A 15,560-nucleotide genomic window follows, 5' to 3' on the forward strand; every position below is an offset into this window, starting at 1 on the left:
CTATATTCTATGACGAACCTAAGGGTTCTTCTAAGATTTTGAGTAATTGTTGGTGCAGTTTTAAAACTGCTGGCTTGAGCTCATCTAAGCTACCTTGATTTTCAATTACAGCATTGGCTGCTGCTATACGAGCATTTCGGCTAGTTTGCGCTTTGAGAATATTTTCCACATCTAAGCGTGCCATATTGTTGCGGTGCATCACTCGTTGAATTTGGGTTTTTTCTAGGCAATCTACCACCACAAGATAGTCAATGAGCTTCGTCCAAAATCCAGATTCCATTAGCAGGGGCACCACAAAAACCAGGTAGGGCACTCCAGACTTGGCCAGTTCAAGCGCTTGCTTAACAGTTTCCTCTTGAATCAAGGGGTGGGTGATTTGCTCTAAAACCTGGCGGGCGCTGGAATCTTCGAAGACTAGAGCCCGCATTTTGGATCGATTAAGAGCGCCATGGGGGTCAATAAAGTCCGCGCCGAAGGCCTTGGTAATCAGTGGGATAGCTGTTCCGCCAGAAGCAGTGATTTGATGTGAGATCTTATCTGTATCAATAATGCCGGCTCCATGCCCACCCAGCAGATCACTAACTGCCGTTTTGCCAGACCCAATGCCACCTGTTAAGCCAATGAGGGAAATTTTCCCTTTCAAGGCTTTTAGATCAGCTTGGGCAGAATCCAAGTTTGAATGAGTTGAGGCCATAACAACTCAATGATGCCAGCAATAACTAAAAAGGGGCCAAAAGGAAATGCTTCCCGCAAATGGTCTCTTCGTAATTTGAGCCAAATGATGCCACCCAGTATCCCTGTAATGGAAGCCATGAGGAGGATGCTAGGTAGGGTGCTCCAGCCTAGCCAGGCACCCAGAGCCGCTAGGAGCTTCGCGTCACCCATGCCAATCCCATCCCGGTTTTTCAGGAGGCGATAGCCGGTATTTAATACCCATAAAAAACCATACCCTAGAAATGCTCCAATGAATGCCGAGCTTGGGGTGGTAAAGCGCAAGTCTGAGAATGCGTTGAAAGCAATCCCTAGAATAATCAAGGGGAGGGTGATTGCATTCGGTAGGCGGAAAGTGCGCCAATCGATATAAGCCAAGTACAGCAAAGCCAGTATCAGCAGAGATTGAATTATCCAGATACTTACTGTGTGATCCACTAAACGATTTGTCCTAAATTAAAAATGGGTAGATATAGGATTATGACTAAGCTACCAATGATGGCACCAACAAATAGAATTAATGTAGGCTCCAAGCTTTGACTAAGTGCATTGAGTTGGCTACTAAGCTGGGCGCCAAGAGTGGTGGCACGCTTATTTAACATCTCAGCCAATGCACCACTTTCAGCGCCAATGTGAAGGAGTAGTAATGTTTCTACGTCAAGAAGTCGTGATTTAGGATCTGCTCGTTTAAGCGACTCTCCTAATGGCCAGCCTCGGGTGAGGTGTTTAAATATCTCGGCACTGAAGTCATGACTCACCCAGTGATTGGAGGATTGTGCGGTAACTCTAAGCGCATCTGGGAGTGGTAAACCCGTCTCTAATAAATGACCTAAGGTACGACACCAGTGACTGAGCGTTGCCAGTCTAAAGAGATTACCAAAGAATGGTGTTCGCAATAAGAGGGCGTCACAATATTTTTGGAGCGAGCTTGATTGGAGCCAGATAGACATAAAACCTGTCACCATTAACAGCATACAAAATAATATTTCTAGAGAGTAATTTTGGACGCCTGTGGAGATGGAGATGAGGATTCTGGTTGGCGCTGGAAGCTCGGCCTGAAAATGCCCAAAGACTTCTTTAAATACGGGCACAACCCAAATCATCATCACCAATACAAGTAGAAAAGATGTTGCTAAAGTGATGATGGGATACGTTAGGGACTGCTGTATTTTTCTTCGCAGCTCAATCTGGGCTTCCAGTTGTTGTGAAATTGTGCGTAACGCCAAGCCTAGATCACCGGTTCTCTCGCTGACCCTAATGAGATTAGAAAATTCTGGGGAAAATTTTCCATCTTGTGCGCTTAGGCAAAAAGAAAAGCTATTGCCCTTTTGAAGTAGTGCACGAATATCCTCTAGCCAAGCTTGCCAGGGTTTTGGTGCAGACTGAATTAATAGCTGGATGGCATTGAGCAGGGGAAGTCCAGCCTGAAGCAGTGCAAGCATCTGCTCTGCAAAATGGAGTTGCTCAGACTTACTGAGTTTTCTTTTGAAAAGCATTCGGACTAATGCCAACTGCCAAGCTCGGCATCTAGCGATATCTGATCTATTAAGCCGGATTTAAGTAATTGCGTTCCTGCTGAGTAGATATCAAGCGCTTGAGCTGATTCAAATAACTGCTTGCTCCCCAAAACCTCATGGATACCAATACGCCCAAAATAGCCGGATCCCTTACAAAGCTTACAAGGTGCCTTGCTGAGGTTGAGATTGCATTGATTGCAGAGTTTACGAATTAACCTTTGAGAGCTGACGCAACGAAGGCAGGATTCAATAGATTCTTGATCCACTCCGAGACTTTTGAGTCGGCTTAATGCGCCAATGGCATTGCGTGTATGAAGAGTACTTAAAACCAAATGCCCTGTTTGTGCCGCCTGAATAGCAATCTGCGCACTGGCAGCATCCCGTATTTCACCGATCATGATGACATCTGGATCTTGGCGCAGGAGTGCGCGAATAATGACTGGAAAATCTAATCCTGCTTTTGGGTGGTAGGCCACTTGATTTATTCCAGGCAGTCGAATTTCAATCGGATCTTCGACTGAGCAAATATTGCGTTGCACGTGATTCAATGAGCTCAAGCAGCTGTACAAGGTTCGCGTCTTACCGCTTCCGGTAGGCCCCGTCACCAGAATCAATCCATTGGTTTGGCTAATCGCCTCTTGAACTATTCCCAGTTGCTCTGGTAGTAAGCCAATTTGATCTAGCGCCAACTCTTCCAAGCAGCTAGGCAAAATACGCACGACTGCTTTTTCACCATGCAGGGTGGGAAGAATGGATACGCGGCAATCGATATTGGGGTGGCTAAAGTCATGGCCAATCACAAGTCGACCATCTTGAGGTAAACGTTTTTCTGCAATATCAAGACGTGCCAATATTTTGATGCGTGTGATTAGGCGTTCATGAAAATCAATGGGGTATTGGTTTTGTAGGGTAAGGCGACCATCGATCCTCGTGCGCACTACTGTTTCTTGAGATCTCGCCTCAATATGAATATCCGTAGCCCGATGATTTAATGCATTAACAGCGATGTCATGCCAGGTCCGAATAATGTGAGAGTCATGCAGTAAGTCACTCAATCTTGATGAGATTGAGTGAGAGGTTGGTATAGCTTTACTGTTTTCACGCCCTGCTCATCAAATTGCACGATTTCCATCACCACATCTGCAATTCGAATGCTGACATCGTAATCAGGAATTGCTTCGAGCTTTTCTAGGATTAGACCATTTAGGGTGCGTGGTCCATCGAGCGGAAGATTTAACTTGAGTAGGCGATTTAAATCTCGCAATGAGGCAGTACCGCTAGCAAGGTAAGTGCCATCAGTAAGCCAATGAGGATCATTAGAGAGATTGGAAAAAGAGGTGGTGAACTCGCCGATAAGTTCTTCAACGATGTCTTCAAAAGTGACTAGACCAAGGACTTCGCCATATTCGTTCACTACCAAGCTGAGTCGCTGTTGGTTATCCTGGAAAAATTGCATTTGCTGCAGAACGGGCGTCCCACTAGGAATGAAGTAGGGTTCATTAAGCAGGGATCTAAAGTCTTCATGATGAAGCTCTGCATTGCCTAGTAATGAGAGTGCTTTTTTCACGGATAAAATTCCGACAATGCGCTCAGAGTCACCATCGCATACTGGAAGTTTATTGTGATAGCAGGTTTCTAATTGTTCCATCACCTCCTCAATAGGGCGTGAGAGATCTAGTGCTTCGATTTTGGAGCGCGGCGTCATTACATCATCAACCAAAATATTTTCAAGATTGAAAAGATTGAGCAAGATATTGCGATGGTGTGCAGAAACAAATCGATTGGATTCTAGAACTAAGCTACGCAATTCTTCTTTGCTCATAACCCCCTTATCAGTTGAAGCTTGTAATCCTGAGACCTTCATCAACCCCGATACAAAGCTATTAATAAACCAGAGTAGTGGCTTGAGTACAAAAGTGAGGGGGAGAATGAGCCAGCCAACATTAGTTGCAATTTTTTCTGGAAAAGCTGCACCGATCACTTTCGGGGTGATCTCGCTAAAAATAATGATGAGTAGAGCAACAACCAATGTGGCAATGGATAAAACCAGGCCGCTATCGCCAAAAATATGTAAAGCAATACCAGTAACTAAAATTGGTAGGATGGTATTGATGAGGTTATTGGATATCAGTAATACTGAAAGCAGTGAATCCATTCGCTTTAATAGTCGCTCGGCAAGCGCAGCTCCAGCATTGCCACCATGAGCCATGGCCCGCAGGCGATGACGATTGGATGAAAGCATGCTGGTTTCGGCCATAGAAAAGAAGCCGGATAGTGCGAGTAAAAATAGGACTAATGCGACTTGGCTAATAAAAGGCCAATCATCAAAAAAAGTGTCCATCAGTTGTGCCTGCAAAGAATAAGGAACAACCAATATAGCAAAGTGCCATTTCACTAGCTATAGCTGCATCAGAATCTTGTATGAATTTATCCCTCAATCTGTGTCAGAATCTTCTGCATGTCTACCCTTAGATCAGTCGAGTATTGCGTCATATCTGCCCCCTTTGGGTGTCTAGGCGTGCAAACAGAGCTAGTGGATGGGAGTTTGATGATCTCAAAAATCGATTATCTGCCACCACATACTGCCTTGATTCCTCCGGGGAATGCGTTGGCGAAAGGTTTCTCAAAGCAGTGCGCTCAATACTTCAATGATGCTTCATCAGCATTTGATGTCCCGCTCAAGCCTGCCGGAACAGTTCACCAGCAAAAAGTCTGGAATGCCACTCTAGGCATTGAGGTGGGACAGACAATGACCTATGGTGAGATTGCAAAACAGATTAAAAGTGGACCTCGTGCAGTCGGTACTGCTTGCGGTGCTAATCCTTACCCTTTGGTCACCCCATGTCATAGGGTAGTTTCCGCTCAAGGTCTTGGGGGTTTTATGAAAGAGGATAGTCCGGGTTTTTATCGCCAGATCAAAATTTGGCTCTTAAAGCATGAGGGTGTGCTTTAAGTATTCTTGGCCGAGAGTTTTCTGAGTTGCTGAGATGCTGCATAAAAGAATGATTTCATCAAGAGTTCATTCCCGGCTGCGATCTTTGTGAAGGCATAGAAAATCCAAACAGAATTTCTAGAAAGTTTCACTTCAGACTGATTGCTAAATTCTTTTCTGCTGGTAATTTTCTCAAGTGTCATGACAGCAAGCCCAAAGGCTAGGAAGCAGAAGCGCCTCATGCCTATTTCATTCTTCGGAAGCAAGATAATGTAGCTCATAGACTCTTGGAGTTTTTCATAGGCAATCTTCAGAAGCTCTACTTGGCTCATCTGCGCTGGCTTCCAAGAAACTCCGCGTGCACTATCTGCTGGTGAGTCTTTCATAATATTAGTCATTTGCAAGGCTTGACCAAAAGCGATAGCTAAGTACTCATGGCCTTGAATGCATTTTGCAAACTCAGGGGAGTAGTTACTAAAGATGCTTGTCAATAACTCGCCCACTACGCCAGCTACTACATAGCAATACTCTTCAAATTCTGCGAGGTCTTTTAATCCCTCTTGCGATTGTCGATTATGAAAATGAGACATACCATCAGACATAATCGAAACACAGCGGCTAATAGCTGTCCGATCTCTATCCGAGAAAGTATGCAGAATGCGCAGAACAGTAGGGGTGTTCGCAATTAAATCCAGCTCATCGACATTGGAATAGCCTCTTAAGGCATCTAGGCAGGGGCTTACAAATGACGCTACTGGAATAGTCCCTAGCGTCGCCTCCAAAAATAGCTTAGATAAATTCTGCTTTTCTGCTGGATTGAGCTCAGCCGCATCCTCGATCGTATCGACAATGCGGCACAGCAAGTAGGTGTTGCCAACTACCACCTCAATCGCTGGCGGCAAGAGAGGAATGGTGAGCGCAAAAGTGCGCGATACAGAACTCAGAATCGCTTTTTGATAGGCTAAATCGCTATTGGGGTTCTCTTTAGGGTGTATGGCGGAATTCACCCCTGAATTATGTCAGACCAGCATGCCCAAATTTAGCTCTAGTTGCTTAAATGCCATAAGTAACAAAGCCATATAATTTGTGCAAATTACAGATGGAGAAATTAGGCGATGTTGATTTGGTTTGTCATCATCTATTGGGTAGTTTCTGTAGGCATTGGCCTATGGGCTGCGCTACGAGTTAAAAACACTGCTGACTTTGCCGCAGCAGGCCATAGCCTTCCTTTGCCTATTGTGACCGCCACCGTATTTGCTACTTGGTTTGGCTCGGAGGCGGTTTTAGGCATTCCTGCAACCTTCTTAAAGGAGGGTCTAGGAGGAATCGTATCTGACCCCTTTGGCTCATCTTTATGCCTCATATTGGTCGGCCTGTTTTTTGCTCGTCACCTCTATAACCGTCGAATGCTCACTATCGGTGATTTCTTTAGAGAGAAATACGGCCGTACAGTTGAAGTACTGGTTACCCTTTGTATTGTGATTTCGTATTTAGGCTGGGTTTCAGCTCAAATTAAAGCACTCGGCTTGGTTTTTAATGTGGTTTCCGATGGCAGTATTACGCAAACTGCCGGTATGTTGATTGGCGCTGGGAGCGTGCTGATTTATACCTTGTTTGGCGGTATGTGGTCGGTAGCCATAACCGATTTCATTCAGATGATCATTATTGTGGTGGGCATGCTCTATATCGGTGGAGAGATGACAACCCAAGCTGGAGGGGTTGGTATCGTTTTTGATCATGCGCTTGCGGCAGGCCAATTTTCTAATTTTTGGCCTGATATGAACCTAGCCTCTATTCTGGGTTTTACTGCGGCTTTATGCACCATGATGTTGGGCTCCATTCCACAGCAAGATGTCTTTCAGCGGATTACCTCCTCTAAGAACGTCAACATTGCTGTTCAGGCAGCCTTATTGGGTGGAGTCTTGTATTTCGTATTTGCTTTTGTGCCGCTATACCTGGCTTATTCAGCAACCATCATCAGTCCTGATTTGGTAAAGCAGTACATAGACACTGATTCACAAATGATTTTGCCTCTGCTTATTCTGAATCATGCCCCACTGATTGCACAGGTAATGTTTTTTGGCGCCTTACTGTCGGCAATTAAAAGTTGTGCCAGCGCCACCTTGTTAGCACCCTCTGTCACTTTCGCTGAAAATATTGTGCGAGGCTTTTTTAAGCATTTAACTGATCAACACTTATTGAAGATTATGCGAATCACCGTTCTCTGTTTTACGGTAGCGGTTACCTTCTTTGCAATTAATTCAGAACTATCTATTTTTAAGATGGTTGAAAATGCCTACAAGATCACGCTGGTAGCAGCTTTTGTGCCCTTAGCATTTGGCGTGTATTGGTCAAGAGCAAATTCTTTGGGCGGTTTGTTAGCTGTTTTAGGGGGGTTAGCGGCTTGGATTAGTTGCGAAATCATGGCTCCGACAGCAATCCTTCCCCCTCAATTAGCTGGCCTTTTAGCCAGCATTGTCGGTATGCTGTTGGGCGGCTTAATAGCAAAACCGAGCCCAATAACAAGCTTAGGCGCATTAGATAAGTAGGCCTCAATATTTTATTGCACCCCTAAATGTTCTCCTCTAATATGAGATTAATTCAAAAATTATTTATCTTTATGGGGTGCTTATGAAAATCTGTGTGATCGGTGGAGGAGGTGCGATTGGCGGTTATCTTGCGGTCATGTTAGCCAGAGCTGGCAATGACGTAACGGTAGTCGCCCGTGGCGCAACCTTGGCTGCAATTAAAGAGCGTGGCCTTGCATTAATTATGGATGACCAGCCTGAGCCTTTGGTAGCCGAGGTAAAAGCGGTTGAAAAAATTCGGGATGCCGAAACACCTGATGTGGTGATTTTGGCGGTAAAAGCCCATCAGGTTGAGCCGGTTATTGAAGATCTCGCTGCAATCATGGGGCCGGAGACAATTTTAATTCCGATGCAAAACGGAATTCCTTGGTGGTACTTCCAGAAGTTGGGTGGCGACTATCAAGATCACTCTGTTGAAACAGTCGATGCAGGTGGTGTCGCTAAGAGTTCAATCAATCCCAACAACATTATTGGCTGCGTAGTGTATCCGGCAACCTTTACTCAAGCTCCTGGCGTGATTCGTCACGTTGAAGGTAATCGTTTCCCATTGGGTGAGTTGGACGGTAAGCAGACTGAGCGTATTCAGAAGGTATCTGAAATGATGTCAGCTGCTGGCTTTAAGTCACCCATCCTAGAAGATATTCGCTCAGAGATTTGGTTGAAATTGTGGGGCAATATGACCTTCAATCCAATTAGCTCTTTGACTCACGGAACATTGGAAGGTATTTGCCAATATCCACTGACTAAAGAGTTGGCTCGCAATATGATGGCTGAAGCACAAACTATTGCCGAGAAGTTGGGTGTCACTTTCCGCGTGGACATTGAACGTCGTATTGCTGGCGCAGAAAAAGTAGGCAAACACAAGACCTCTATGTTGCAGGACTTAGAAGCAGGTCGTAGCTTGGAGATTGATGCCTTATTAGGCTCTGTCATTGAGCTTGGCCAGATTACCAAAATACCAACACCCTGCCTCAATACAGTCTTTGCTTTAACAAAGTACCTTGATGAAAATGTTCAAGCTTCTAAAGGTAGCTTGGCATTGCCATCTGTTTCTGGATACTAAGAATCTGCTGCAATAGGTAGATTCAATACCTAAAGTAATTGAGTATTAAAAAACCCTCGCTACTAAACATAGCGAGGGTTTTTGTTTTGAGGGTTTAGTTTTAGGTCAACAGCCTTGATCATTTATTCAAAGCGATTATCTAGGCGTCCAACACCCTCAATAATGATGCTGACATTACTGCCGGGCTTCATAGAGCCAACACCAACAGAGGTACCACAGGCGATTATGTCGCCAGCTTGCAATGGCACATCTTGAGAGATTAAGCTGACTAATTTTGCTGCTGGAAAAATCATGTCAGAGACGGGATAGTTCTGACGTTCTTGATCATTGAGGATTGTTTTAATCGTTAACTTGCTTGGATCTACATCAGTAGTGATGTATGGACCGAAGACACCAAAGGTATTGAAACTCTTAGAGCGAGTCCACTGCGCGTAGCCGGGATCGCGATTCAAAATTTCAATTGCAGTGACATCGTTAATGCAGGTGTAACCAAAAATAGCATGGGCTGCTTGAGCCTCATCTACTTCATGACAGGCTTTGCCAATGACAATGCCAAGCTCACCTTCATAAACTACTTTGCCAGAGTAAGACTTGGGAGTGCGGATGACTTGATTGGCTGCCAAGAAAGAATTATTGCCTTTTAGAAAATACAAAGGCTCTACTGGCACGGCATGCTCAAGCTTAGTAACTAGCGCATGAAAGTTATCCACCATAGCAACCATTTTGGATGGGGTGCATGGGATGTCGATAGTCACATCGGATAACTTTAATGTCTCGCCAGTAGCTTGCGGCTGATTAAATAGATCACCGGTGTACACGGTAATCTGATCGCCTTGTACTTGTCCTAAGCCGGTCTTGCCTTGATGTTGAAATCTGAGCCATTGAGCCATAATGAATCCTCCTGATGGTTAATATTTATAAGCGATATCTTACAGGGATGGATTGATGGCTAAGCATTCTGAATTACTATTTGCGCCTGAATTAGATCAGCCAGTTCGCTATATTGAGCGTACCCGTAATTACTATCTTGGTTTGGGGTATGAAACGCCGTATGTTTGGGCTCATTACATTGATGTGCCTTTTACTGCGTTGCAAAAGCCTCTGAATCAATCGATCCTGGGTTTGGTGACTACAGCCGTACCGTTTGATGCCAGTAAGGGCCCGCAAGGACCTGGCGCACCCTATAACGCTGCAGCTAAGTTTTATGACCCCTATGTATGCTCGACGGATGAGAGCGCAGACTTGCGGATTGCGCATGTCGGTGTTGATAGGCTCAACGCCAATATGCAGGACAGTAACTGTTGGTTTCCAATTGGTGCTGCAAAGCGGGCCGTTATAAAGGGACGCATTCAATCCCTATCCCCGCATTTTTACGGCTTACCAACTAATCGTAGCCAACGCCACACTCTGGAAATCGATGCGCCTTTGATTCTGAGTAAGATGCGCGCAGACCATGTTGATGTTGCTGTGCTAATTCCCAACTGCCCGATTTGTCACCAAAGTCAAAGCTTATTGGCGCGTTATTTGGAGGAGGCTGGTATCCCCACAGTCATCATGGGAGCAGCGAAAGATATTGTGGAGTATTGCGGTGTGCCTCGCTTGCTCTTTAGTGACCTCCCGTTGGGCAATGCTGCAGCGCTCCCTAATGATGAGCAATCGCAAGACTCTAATTTTGAATTGGCTTTGCGCTTACTTGAAGGTGCTCCAGGTGCCCGAACCACGGTGCAGTCTCCCTTAGTGTGGTCAGTTGACCCTACTTGGAAATTAGATTATTCCAATCTGGAGCGTCTGAGTACGGAGGAAATTGCGCGTTTGCGTGATGAGGCTGAAAAGGCGCGTATTACTGCGCGTGATATCAGAATGAAAAGCGTTGGCGCTTAGGTCTGCCTTGACAGAGAGTATCTGCACAAGGCATGTAGTGCGCTTGTTGCCTCATTTTGAGGAAACTCTTTAAGGCACTCAAGTGCAAGATCGACTTCTCGCTTTGCGGTGGCTTGGGTGTAATCCAGTGCGCCAGAATTTTGAACTGCACTCAGAATCTGTTGGAAGACGTCATCCGGCAAGTCTTGATTTTGTTCGATTGCCGCACGAACGAGTAAGCGTTCTTCGGTAGTGCCATTTTCAAGAAGATAAATGAGCGGTAGCGTAGGCTTGCCTTCTCTTAAGTCATCACCAGCATTTTTCCCCATTTGGGATGCATCAGCGGTGTAATCTAACAGGTCATCCATTAATTGGAAAGCAGTGCCAATATGGCGACCAAAAGCAGCAGATTGCTCTCTTTGTTTGGCATCAGCGCCAGCTAAAATCGCCCCAAGTTCTGTGGATGATTCAAATAACTTGGCGGTTTTATAGCGAATCACCCGCAAATAGCTTTCTTCATCGACTTCAGGGTCGTTCATATTGAGGAGTTGTAAAACCTCGCCTTCAGCAATCGTATTCGTGGCATCGGACAGGATTTCCATGACCCGCAAGTCATTGGGCCTCACCATCATCTGAAACGCTCTTGAATACAGAAAATCGCCTACCAGCACGCTTGCTGCATTGCCAAAGGCTGCATTGGCGGTTTCTCGACCCCTTCTGAGAGTGGATTCATCGACAACATCATCATGCAAAAGGGTCGCTGTGTGGATAAATTCCACTACTGCTGCCAGCTCTAAGGCATGTGGGCTTGATTTGTCATTTGCTAAAGCTTTGCTGACTAAGAGTAAAAGAGCGGGTCTAACCCGTTTTCCACCTGCCTGGATGATGTAAGTCGAGATTTGATCGATTAGGGCAACTTTTGAGGCCAATCGAAGGCGAATAACCTCATCTAAGGCCTTGAAATCTAAGGCAATTGGGGCCAAAATTTGGCTTAATTCATTGGTTTTGACAGTGCTCGTCATGCAAGATATAATAATCGGCTTAGCTCATCCAGGGTGGATTAGCTTAAATGTAGATATTAATTGAGGTTTCACACCATGTACGCGGTCATAAAAACCGGTGGCAAACAGTATAAAGTTGCTGCAGGCGAAAAATTGAAAATAGAACAGATACCAGCGGAAATCGGCAGCGAAATCACTCTTGACCAAGTCTTAGCCGTAGGCGAAGGCGCTTCACTCAAATTGGGTGATCCATTGGTTAATGGTGCAGCTGTGATGGCCACTGTCGTCTCCCAGGGACGTCACGATAAAGTGACAATCTTTAAGATGCGCCGTCGCAAGCATTATCAAAAGCACCAAGGCCATCGTCAGAATTACACAGAAATTCTGATCAACACGATCAAAGCCTAATTTAGGCTAACGGCTCAATAGCAGGAGAAAAGATATGGCACAGAAAAAAGGCGGCGGCTCGACACGAAATGGCCGCGACTCAGAATCGAAACGCTTAGGCGTTAAAGTTTTCGGCGGTGAGCAGATCAACGCTGGTAGCATCATTATTCGTCAACGTGGTACACGAGTACATCCGGGTATGAACGTTGGTATTGGTAAGGATCACACTTTGTTTGCCTTAATTGATGGACAAGTGCAATTTGGCGTTAAGGGTGCTTTGAAGAAGGCCCAGGTTTCAGTTCTCCCGCGTTCATAAGACGCCTGACTGAGACACGTTTGATTCAGATTTATTCCGAATTTAACTCTTAGGAACAGGCCTCGCTAAGCGAGGCCTTTTTTATTCATGAAATTTATAGACGAAGCTCGTATTGAAGTCATAGCCGGCCAAGGTGGTGCCGGGAGTGCCTCTATGCGCCGCGAAAAGTTTATCGAATTCGGTGGTCCTGATGGTGGCGACGGTGGCAAAGGCGGAAGCGTTTGGGCTACTGCGGATCGCAACATCAATACCTTGATTGACTATCGCTACGCTAAAACGCACACCGCAAAAAATGGTGAGCCCGGCCGTGGCGCTGATTGCTATGGTCGTGCTGGTGACGATATTGAGTTGCGTATGCCAGTGGGCACCATCATTTCTGATTACGAAACTGGTGAGCCGATTGCTGACTTAACTACTCACGGTGAGCGTCTTTGCTTGGCGCAGGGCGGTGTTGGTGGTTGGGGAAATATTCACTTTAAGAGTAGTACGAACCGCGCTCCTCGTCAAAAGACAAATGGCAAAGATGGCGAGCGTCGTAAGCTCAAGTTGGAACTAAAGGTATTGGCTGACGTAGGACTGCTGGGCATGCCTAATGCTGGTAAATCGACTTTGATTACCGCCGTATCTAATGCACGTCCAAAGATTGCAGACTATCCATTTACAACGCTGCACCCGAATTTAGGTGTAGTGCGGGTAGGCGCTGAGCGCAGCTTCGTGATTGCTGATATTCCTGGATTGATTGAGGGTGCTGCTGAAGGTGCTGGCTTGGGTCATCGTTTCTTAAGACACCTACAACGTACTGGTGTGCTCTTGCATTTAGTTGACATCGCACCATTTGATGACAATATTGATCCGGTGGCAGATGCTGTTGCTATCGTGAATGAATTGCGTAAATACGATGAAGCTTTGGTTGAAAAGCCACGCTGGTTAGTGCTGAACAAAGTCGATATGATTCCTGAAGAAGATCGCAAGAAAGTGGTTGCGGACTTTATTAAACGGTTTAAGTGGAAGGGTCCCGTATTTGAGATCTCTGCTTTGACAGGCCTAGGGTGCGATAAGCTGTGCTACTCATTGCAGGATTATTTAGATTCTGTTCGCAAGGATCGGGATGATGCAGATGAGCGTGCTGCTGACCCGCGTTACCAAGATCAAGTTCAGCCAGAAGATAAGACTCCAGATTAATCAGTAGTCATTTGAGATCCGTATTTGTTATGAACACTCAGAAAACTAAACGAATCGTAGTGAAAGTAGGCTCAAGCCTAGTCACCAATAATGGTGAGGGCTTAGATCATGCTGCAATTGGTATGTGGGCTGAGCAAATGGCTGCCTTATTAGCTGATGGCCATGAGGTATTGATGGTCAGCTCTGGTGCGATTGCGGAAGGAATGCAACGTCTTGGTTGGACTAAGCGCCCAACAGAAATTCATCAGCTGCAAGCTGCAGCCGCCGTCGGTCAAATGGGTTTGGTGCAAGTTTATGAAAGTTGTTTTGCGCGCTTTAATTTACGTAGCGCACAGGTCTTATTAACTAATGCTGATTTGGCGGATGTTGAGCGCAATGCTAATGCCAAGGCAACTTTAGATACCTTGTTGAAGTTGGGCGTTGTCCCCATCATCAATGAAAACGACACCGTAGTTACCGATGAAATTAAGTTTGGTGATAACGATAGCTTGGCTGCTTTGGTTACGAATTTAATTCATGCGGATTTATTAGTCATTCTGACGGATCAGGGTGGCCTGTATACCGCTGATCCACGTCAAGATACTTCGGCTAGTCTGTTAAGTGACGCTATTGCTGGTGATCCTGCTTTAGAAAAAATGGCTGGTGGCGCTGCAAGCGAGTTAAGCAAGGGCGGCATGCTAACTAAAGTGTTGGCCGCGAAGGTTGCCGCTTTAACAGGCGCAGATACCATTATCGCTTCTGGGCACGAGCCTCAGGTTCTCACTCGCTTGATGCGTGGGGAAAAAATTGGTACCTGCTTAAGTGCTTCCTAAGTCATTAGATTAGCTTCAGAATTTTTAAATTACATCACGCCATTTGAGTTGGTAGGTTTACTCTGCCCAGTAAAACCATTTGGATTAAGCGAATTAACGATAGCCTTGACACTCTTTTCTTGAGAAGAAAAGTTGCAAAATGCACCTTGTGCTAACGCGGCTTGATAGCGATTTGGTACATTGCTTTGAATAGCACGCCAAGTGGATAAAGGATTTTCTTTCCAGGCACCATTCTCTAGGGTGCCATAGAGGCGCCATTGGAAGGAGTCACAGCGAATACCTTCGTATTGGACTTGGCTATTGCCATTGGGGCTTGTCAGGATCACGATATATCTGGTGATGCCATCGTTGCCAATCAAAATAGAGTTCGTATCGACTGCAAACTTAAAAATAGTCTGTTGTGAGACATAAAAAGGCTGAATAGTTGCTCTATTGGGCGGATTTAGCGGCATCGCTGTTGCACCCTCTTTAAAAACCATCGGTGCAAATGGATCAACACCACTTTCTAGAGGGTCGCCAGCACACCCAGCGAGGGCTAAACCCAAAACTAGACTGAGGATAGGAAGTCGAGGGGTGCAAATAGAGAATTTCATCATGGCTTATCGGTTGGCTTTTCTTCTTTGGGCTCATCTTCTTCGGCCCCGTAAAGGGATTGAAGCAAATCGAGCGGGGATCCCCAGGCAAGTTGCTGCATACGCATGCCACGGGATAAATAGCGCGCAAGCTCAGAGAGAGCTAATTCGTAGACTTCGCGCTTGAAATCAATGACGGAATCGAGTTGAATCCAAAAAGGCACCCAGCGCCAAGCATCGAATTCAGGATGCTCAGAAGCGCGTAGGTGAATATCGCTATCTAAGCCCACTAAACGCAGTAAAAACCAGATTTGCTTTTGGCCGCGATAGCTTGCGCGATGATTTTTTGAGGTTTGCTGGCGGCGTAAGAATTCCTCCGGGACGTCGTAACGAAGCCAGTCCCTGGTTCGTCCAATAATTTGGACATGTTCTGGCAGCAAGCCAACTTCCTCATGCAATTCGCGGTACATGGCCTGCTCTGGGCTCTCTCCATGTTGAATCCCGCCCTGCGGGAACTGCCACGAATGCTGCCCAACGCGTTTTCCCCAGAAAACCTCGTTATGGCTGTTTAGGATGACTATGCCGACATTGGGTCGATACCCTTCACGGTCAAGCATGA

Annotated in this window: 17 protein-coding genes and 1 pseudogene; 8 read left to right on the forward strand and 10 right to left on the reverse strand. The window is 45.8% G+C overall.

Going from position 1 to position 15,560, the window contains the following annotated elements; all coding sequences use genetic code 11:
* Positions 1-7: 7 nt before the first annotated feature.
* The 5 genes from coaE to FD977_RS00975 are packed head-to-tail and all read right to left on the reverse strand — an operon-like array spanning position 8 to position 4,569.
* The gene (gene coaE, locus FD977_RS00955) at positions 8-631 is read right to left on the reverse strand and encodes a dephospho-CoA kinase (protein ID WP_215306990.1); all 624 of its coding nucleotides are present in this window, start codon (positions 629-631) and stop codon (positions 8-10) included.
* 17 nt (positions 632-648) lie between these two features.
* Entirely contained in the window at positions 649-1,149 is a 501-nt protein-coding gene (locus FD977_RS00960; RefSeq protein ID WP_215305732.1) for an A24 family peptidase, read from the reverse strand.
* Complete coding sequence (locus FD977_RS00965) at positions 1,149-2,207, reverse strand: type II secretion system F family protein (RefSeq protein WP_215305733.1); 1,059 nt, start codon at positions 2,205-2,207, stop codon at positions 1,149-1,151. Before FD977_RS00965 ends, FD977_RS00960 begins: the two co-directional genes overlap by 1 nt.
* A 5-nt stretch (positions 2,208-2,212) precedes the next feature.
* Positions 2,213-3,283: a GspE/PulE family protein gene (locus FD977_RS00970; RefSeq protein WP_215305734.1), complete on the reverse strand. Its 1,071-nt coding sequence runs from the start codon at positions 3,281-3,283 to the stop codon at positions 2,213-2,215.
* Entirely contained in the window at positions 3,280-4,569 is a 1,290-nt protein-coding gene (locus FD977_RS00975; RefSeq protein WP_215305735.1) for an HlyC/CorC family transporter, read from the reverse strand. Before FD977_RS00975 ends, FD977_RS00970 begins: the two co-directional genes overlap by 4 nt.
* A gap of 117 nt (positions 4,570-4,686) precedes the next feature.
* Here FD977_RS00975 and FD977_RS00980 point away from each other — a divergent pair, with 117 nt between their 5' ends.
* Positions 4,687-5,181 (forward strand): methylated-DNA--[protein]-cysteine S-methyltransferase, encoded by a 495-nt coding sequence (locus FD977_RS00980; RefSeq protein WP_215305736.1) that lies wholly within the window; start codon positions 4,687-4,689, stop codon positions 5,179-5,181.
* Here the strand turns inward: FD977_RS00980 and FD977_RS00985 are convergent.
* Complete coding sequence (locus FD977_RS00985) at positions 5,178-6,167, reverse strand: squalene/phytoene synthase family protein (RefSeq protein ID WP_215305737.1); 990 nt, start codon at positions 6,165-6,167, stop codon at positions 5,178-5,180. The genes FD977_RS00980 and FD977_RS00985 overlap by 4 nt on opposite strands.
* A 108-nt stretch (positions 6,168-6,275) precedes the next feature.
* Between FD977_RS00985 and FD977_RS00990 the strand changes: the two genes are divergently transcribed.
* Both FD977_RS00990 and FD977_RS00995 read left to right on the forward strand, forming a co-directional pair.
* Positions 6,276-7,709, forward strand: coding sequence for a sodium:solute symporter family protein (locus tag FD977_RS00990; protein ID WP_215305738.1), 1,434 nt, complete (start codon positions 6,276-6,278; stop codon positions 7,707-7,709).
* A gap of 82 nt (positions 7,710-7,791) precedes the next feature.
* The gene (locus FD977_RS00995) at positions 7,792-8,811 is read left to right on the forward strand and encodes a 2-dehydropantoate 2-reductase (RefSeq protein ID WP_215305739.1); all 1,020 of its coding nucleotides are present in this window, start codon (positions 7,792-7,794) and stop codon (positions 8,809-8,811) included.
* A gap of 122 nt (positions 8,812-8,933) precedes the next feature.
* On the opposite strand, the gene FD977_RS01000 is transcribed toward FD977_RS00995, so the two are convergent.
* On the reverse strand, positions 8,934-9,701 hold the full coding sequence (locus FD977_RS01000) for a fumarylacetoacetate hydrolase family protein (RefSeq protein ID WP_215305740.1): 768 nt from the start codon (positions 9,699-9,701) through the stop codon (positions 8,934-8,936).
* A 55-nt stretch (positions 9,702-9,756) separates the two neighbouring features.
* Here FD977_RS01000 and FD977_RS01005 point away from each other — a divergent pair, with 55 nt between their 5' ends.
* Entirely contained in the window at positions 9,757-10,692 is a 936-nt protein-coding gene (locus tag FD977_RS01005; protein ID WP_215305741.1) for a reductase, read from the forward strand.
* On the opposite strand, the gene FD977_RS01010 is transcribed toward FD977_RS01005, so the two are convergent.
* Complete coding sequence (locus tag FD977_RS01010; protein WP_215305742.1) at positions 10,689-11,693, reverse strand: polyprenyl synthetase family protein; 1,005 nt, start codon at positions 11,691-11,693, stop codon at positions 10,689-10,691. The genes FD977_RS01005 and FD977_RS01010 overlap by 4 nt on opposite strands.
* A gap of 75 nt (positions 11,694-11,768) precedes the next feature.
* Here FD977_RS01010 and rplU point away from each other — a divergent pair, with 75 nt between their 5' ends.
* The 4 genes and pseudogenes from rplU to proB all read left to right on the forward strand — a co-directional run.
* On the forward strand, positions 11,769-12,080 hold the full coding sequence (gene rplU, locus FD977_RS01015; protein ID WP_041484800.1) for a 50S ribosomal protein L21: 312 nt from the start codon (positions 11,769-11,771) through the stop codon (positions 12,078-12,080).
* Between the two features lie 34 nt (positions 12,081-12,114).
* Positions 12,115-12,375: a 50S ribosomal protein L27 gene (gene rpmA / locus FD977_RS01020; protein ID WP_215305743.1), complete on the forward strand. Its 261-nt coding sequence runs from the start codon at positions 12,115-12,117 to the stop codon at positions 12,373-12,375.
* A gap of 87 nt (positions 12,376-12,462) precedes the next feature.
* Positions 12,463-13,557, forward strand: coding sequence for a GTPase ObgE (obgE, locus tag FD977_RS01025; RefSeq protein ID WP_215305744.1), 1,095 nt, complete (start codon positions 12,463-12,465; stop codon positions 13,555-13,557).
* A gap of 11 nt (positions 13,558-13,568) precedes the next feature.
* Positions 13,569-14,363, forward strand: a pseudogene (gene proB, locus FD977_RS01030) (glutamate 5-kinase); the annotation flags it as partial.
* Between the two features lie 35 nt (positions 14,364-14,398).
* Here the strand turns inward: proB and FD977_RS01035 are convergent.
* Together FD977_RS01035 and FD977_RS01040 are read right to left on the reverse strand one after the other, a co-directional pair.
* A complete protein-coding gene (locus tag FD977_RS01035) occupies positions 14,399-14,965 on the reverse strand; it encodes a CNP1-like family protein (RefSeq protein WP_251369507.1) in 567 nt (188 codons plus the stop codon).
* Positions 14,962-15,558, reverse strand: coding sequence for an RNA pyrophosphohydrolase (locus FD977_RS01040; protein WP_215305746.1), 597 nt, complete (start codon positions 15,556-15,558; stop codon positions 14,962-14,964). The genes FD977_RS01035 and FD977_RS01040 overlap by 4 nt, the downstream gene beginning before the upstream one ends.
* Between the last annotated feature and the right edge of the window lie 2 nt (positions 15,559-15,560).

The sequence above is a fragment of the Polynucleobacter sp. AP-Elch-400A-B2 genome (assembly GCF_018688355.1).
Taxonomy (GTDB): domain Bacteria; phylum Pseudomonadota; class Gammaproteobacteria; order Burkholderiales; family Burkholderiaceae; genus Polynucleobacter.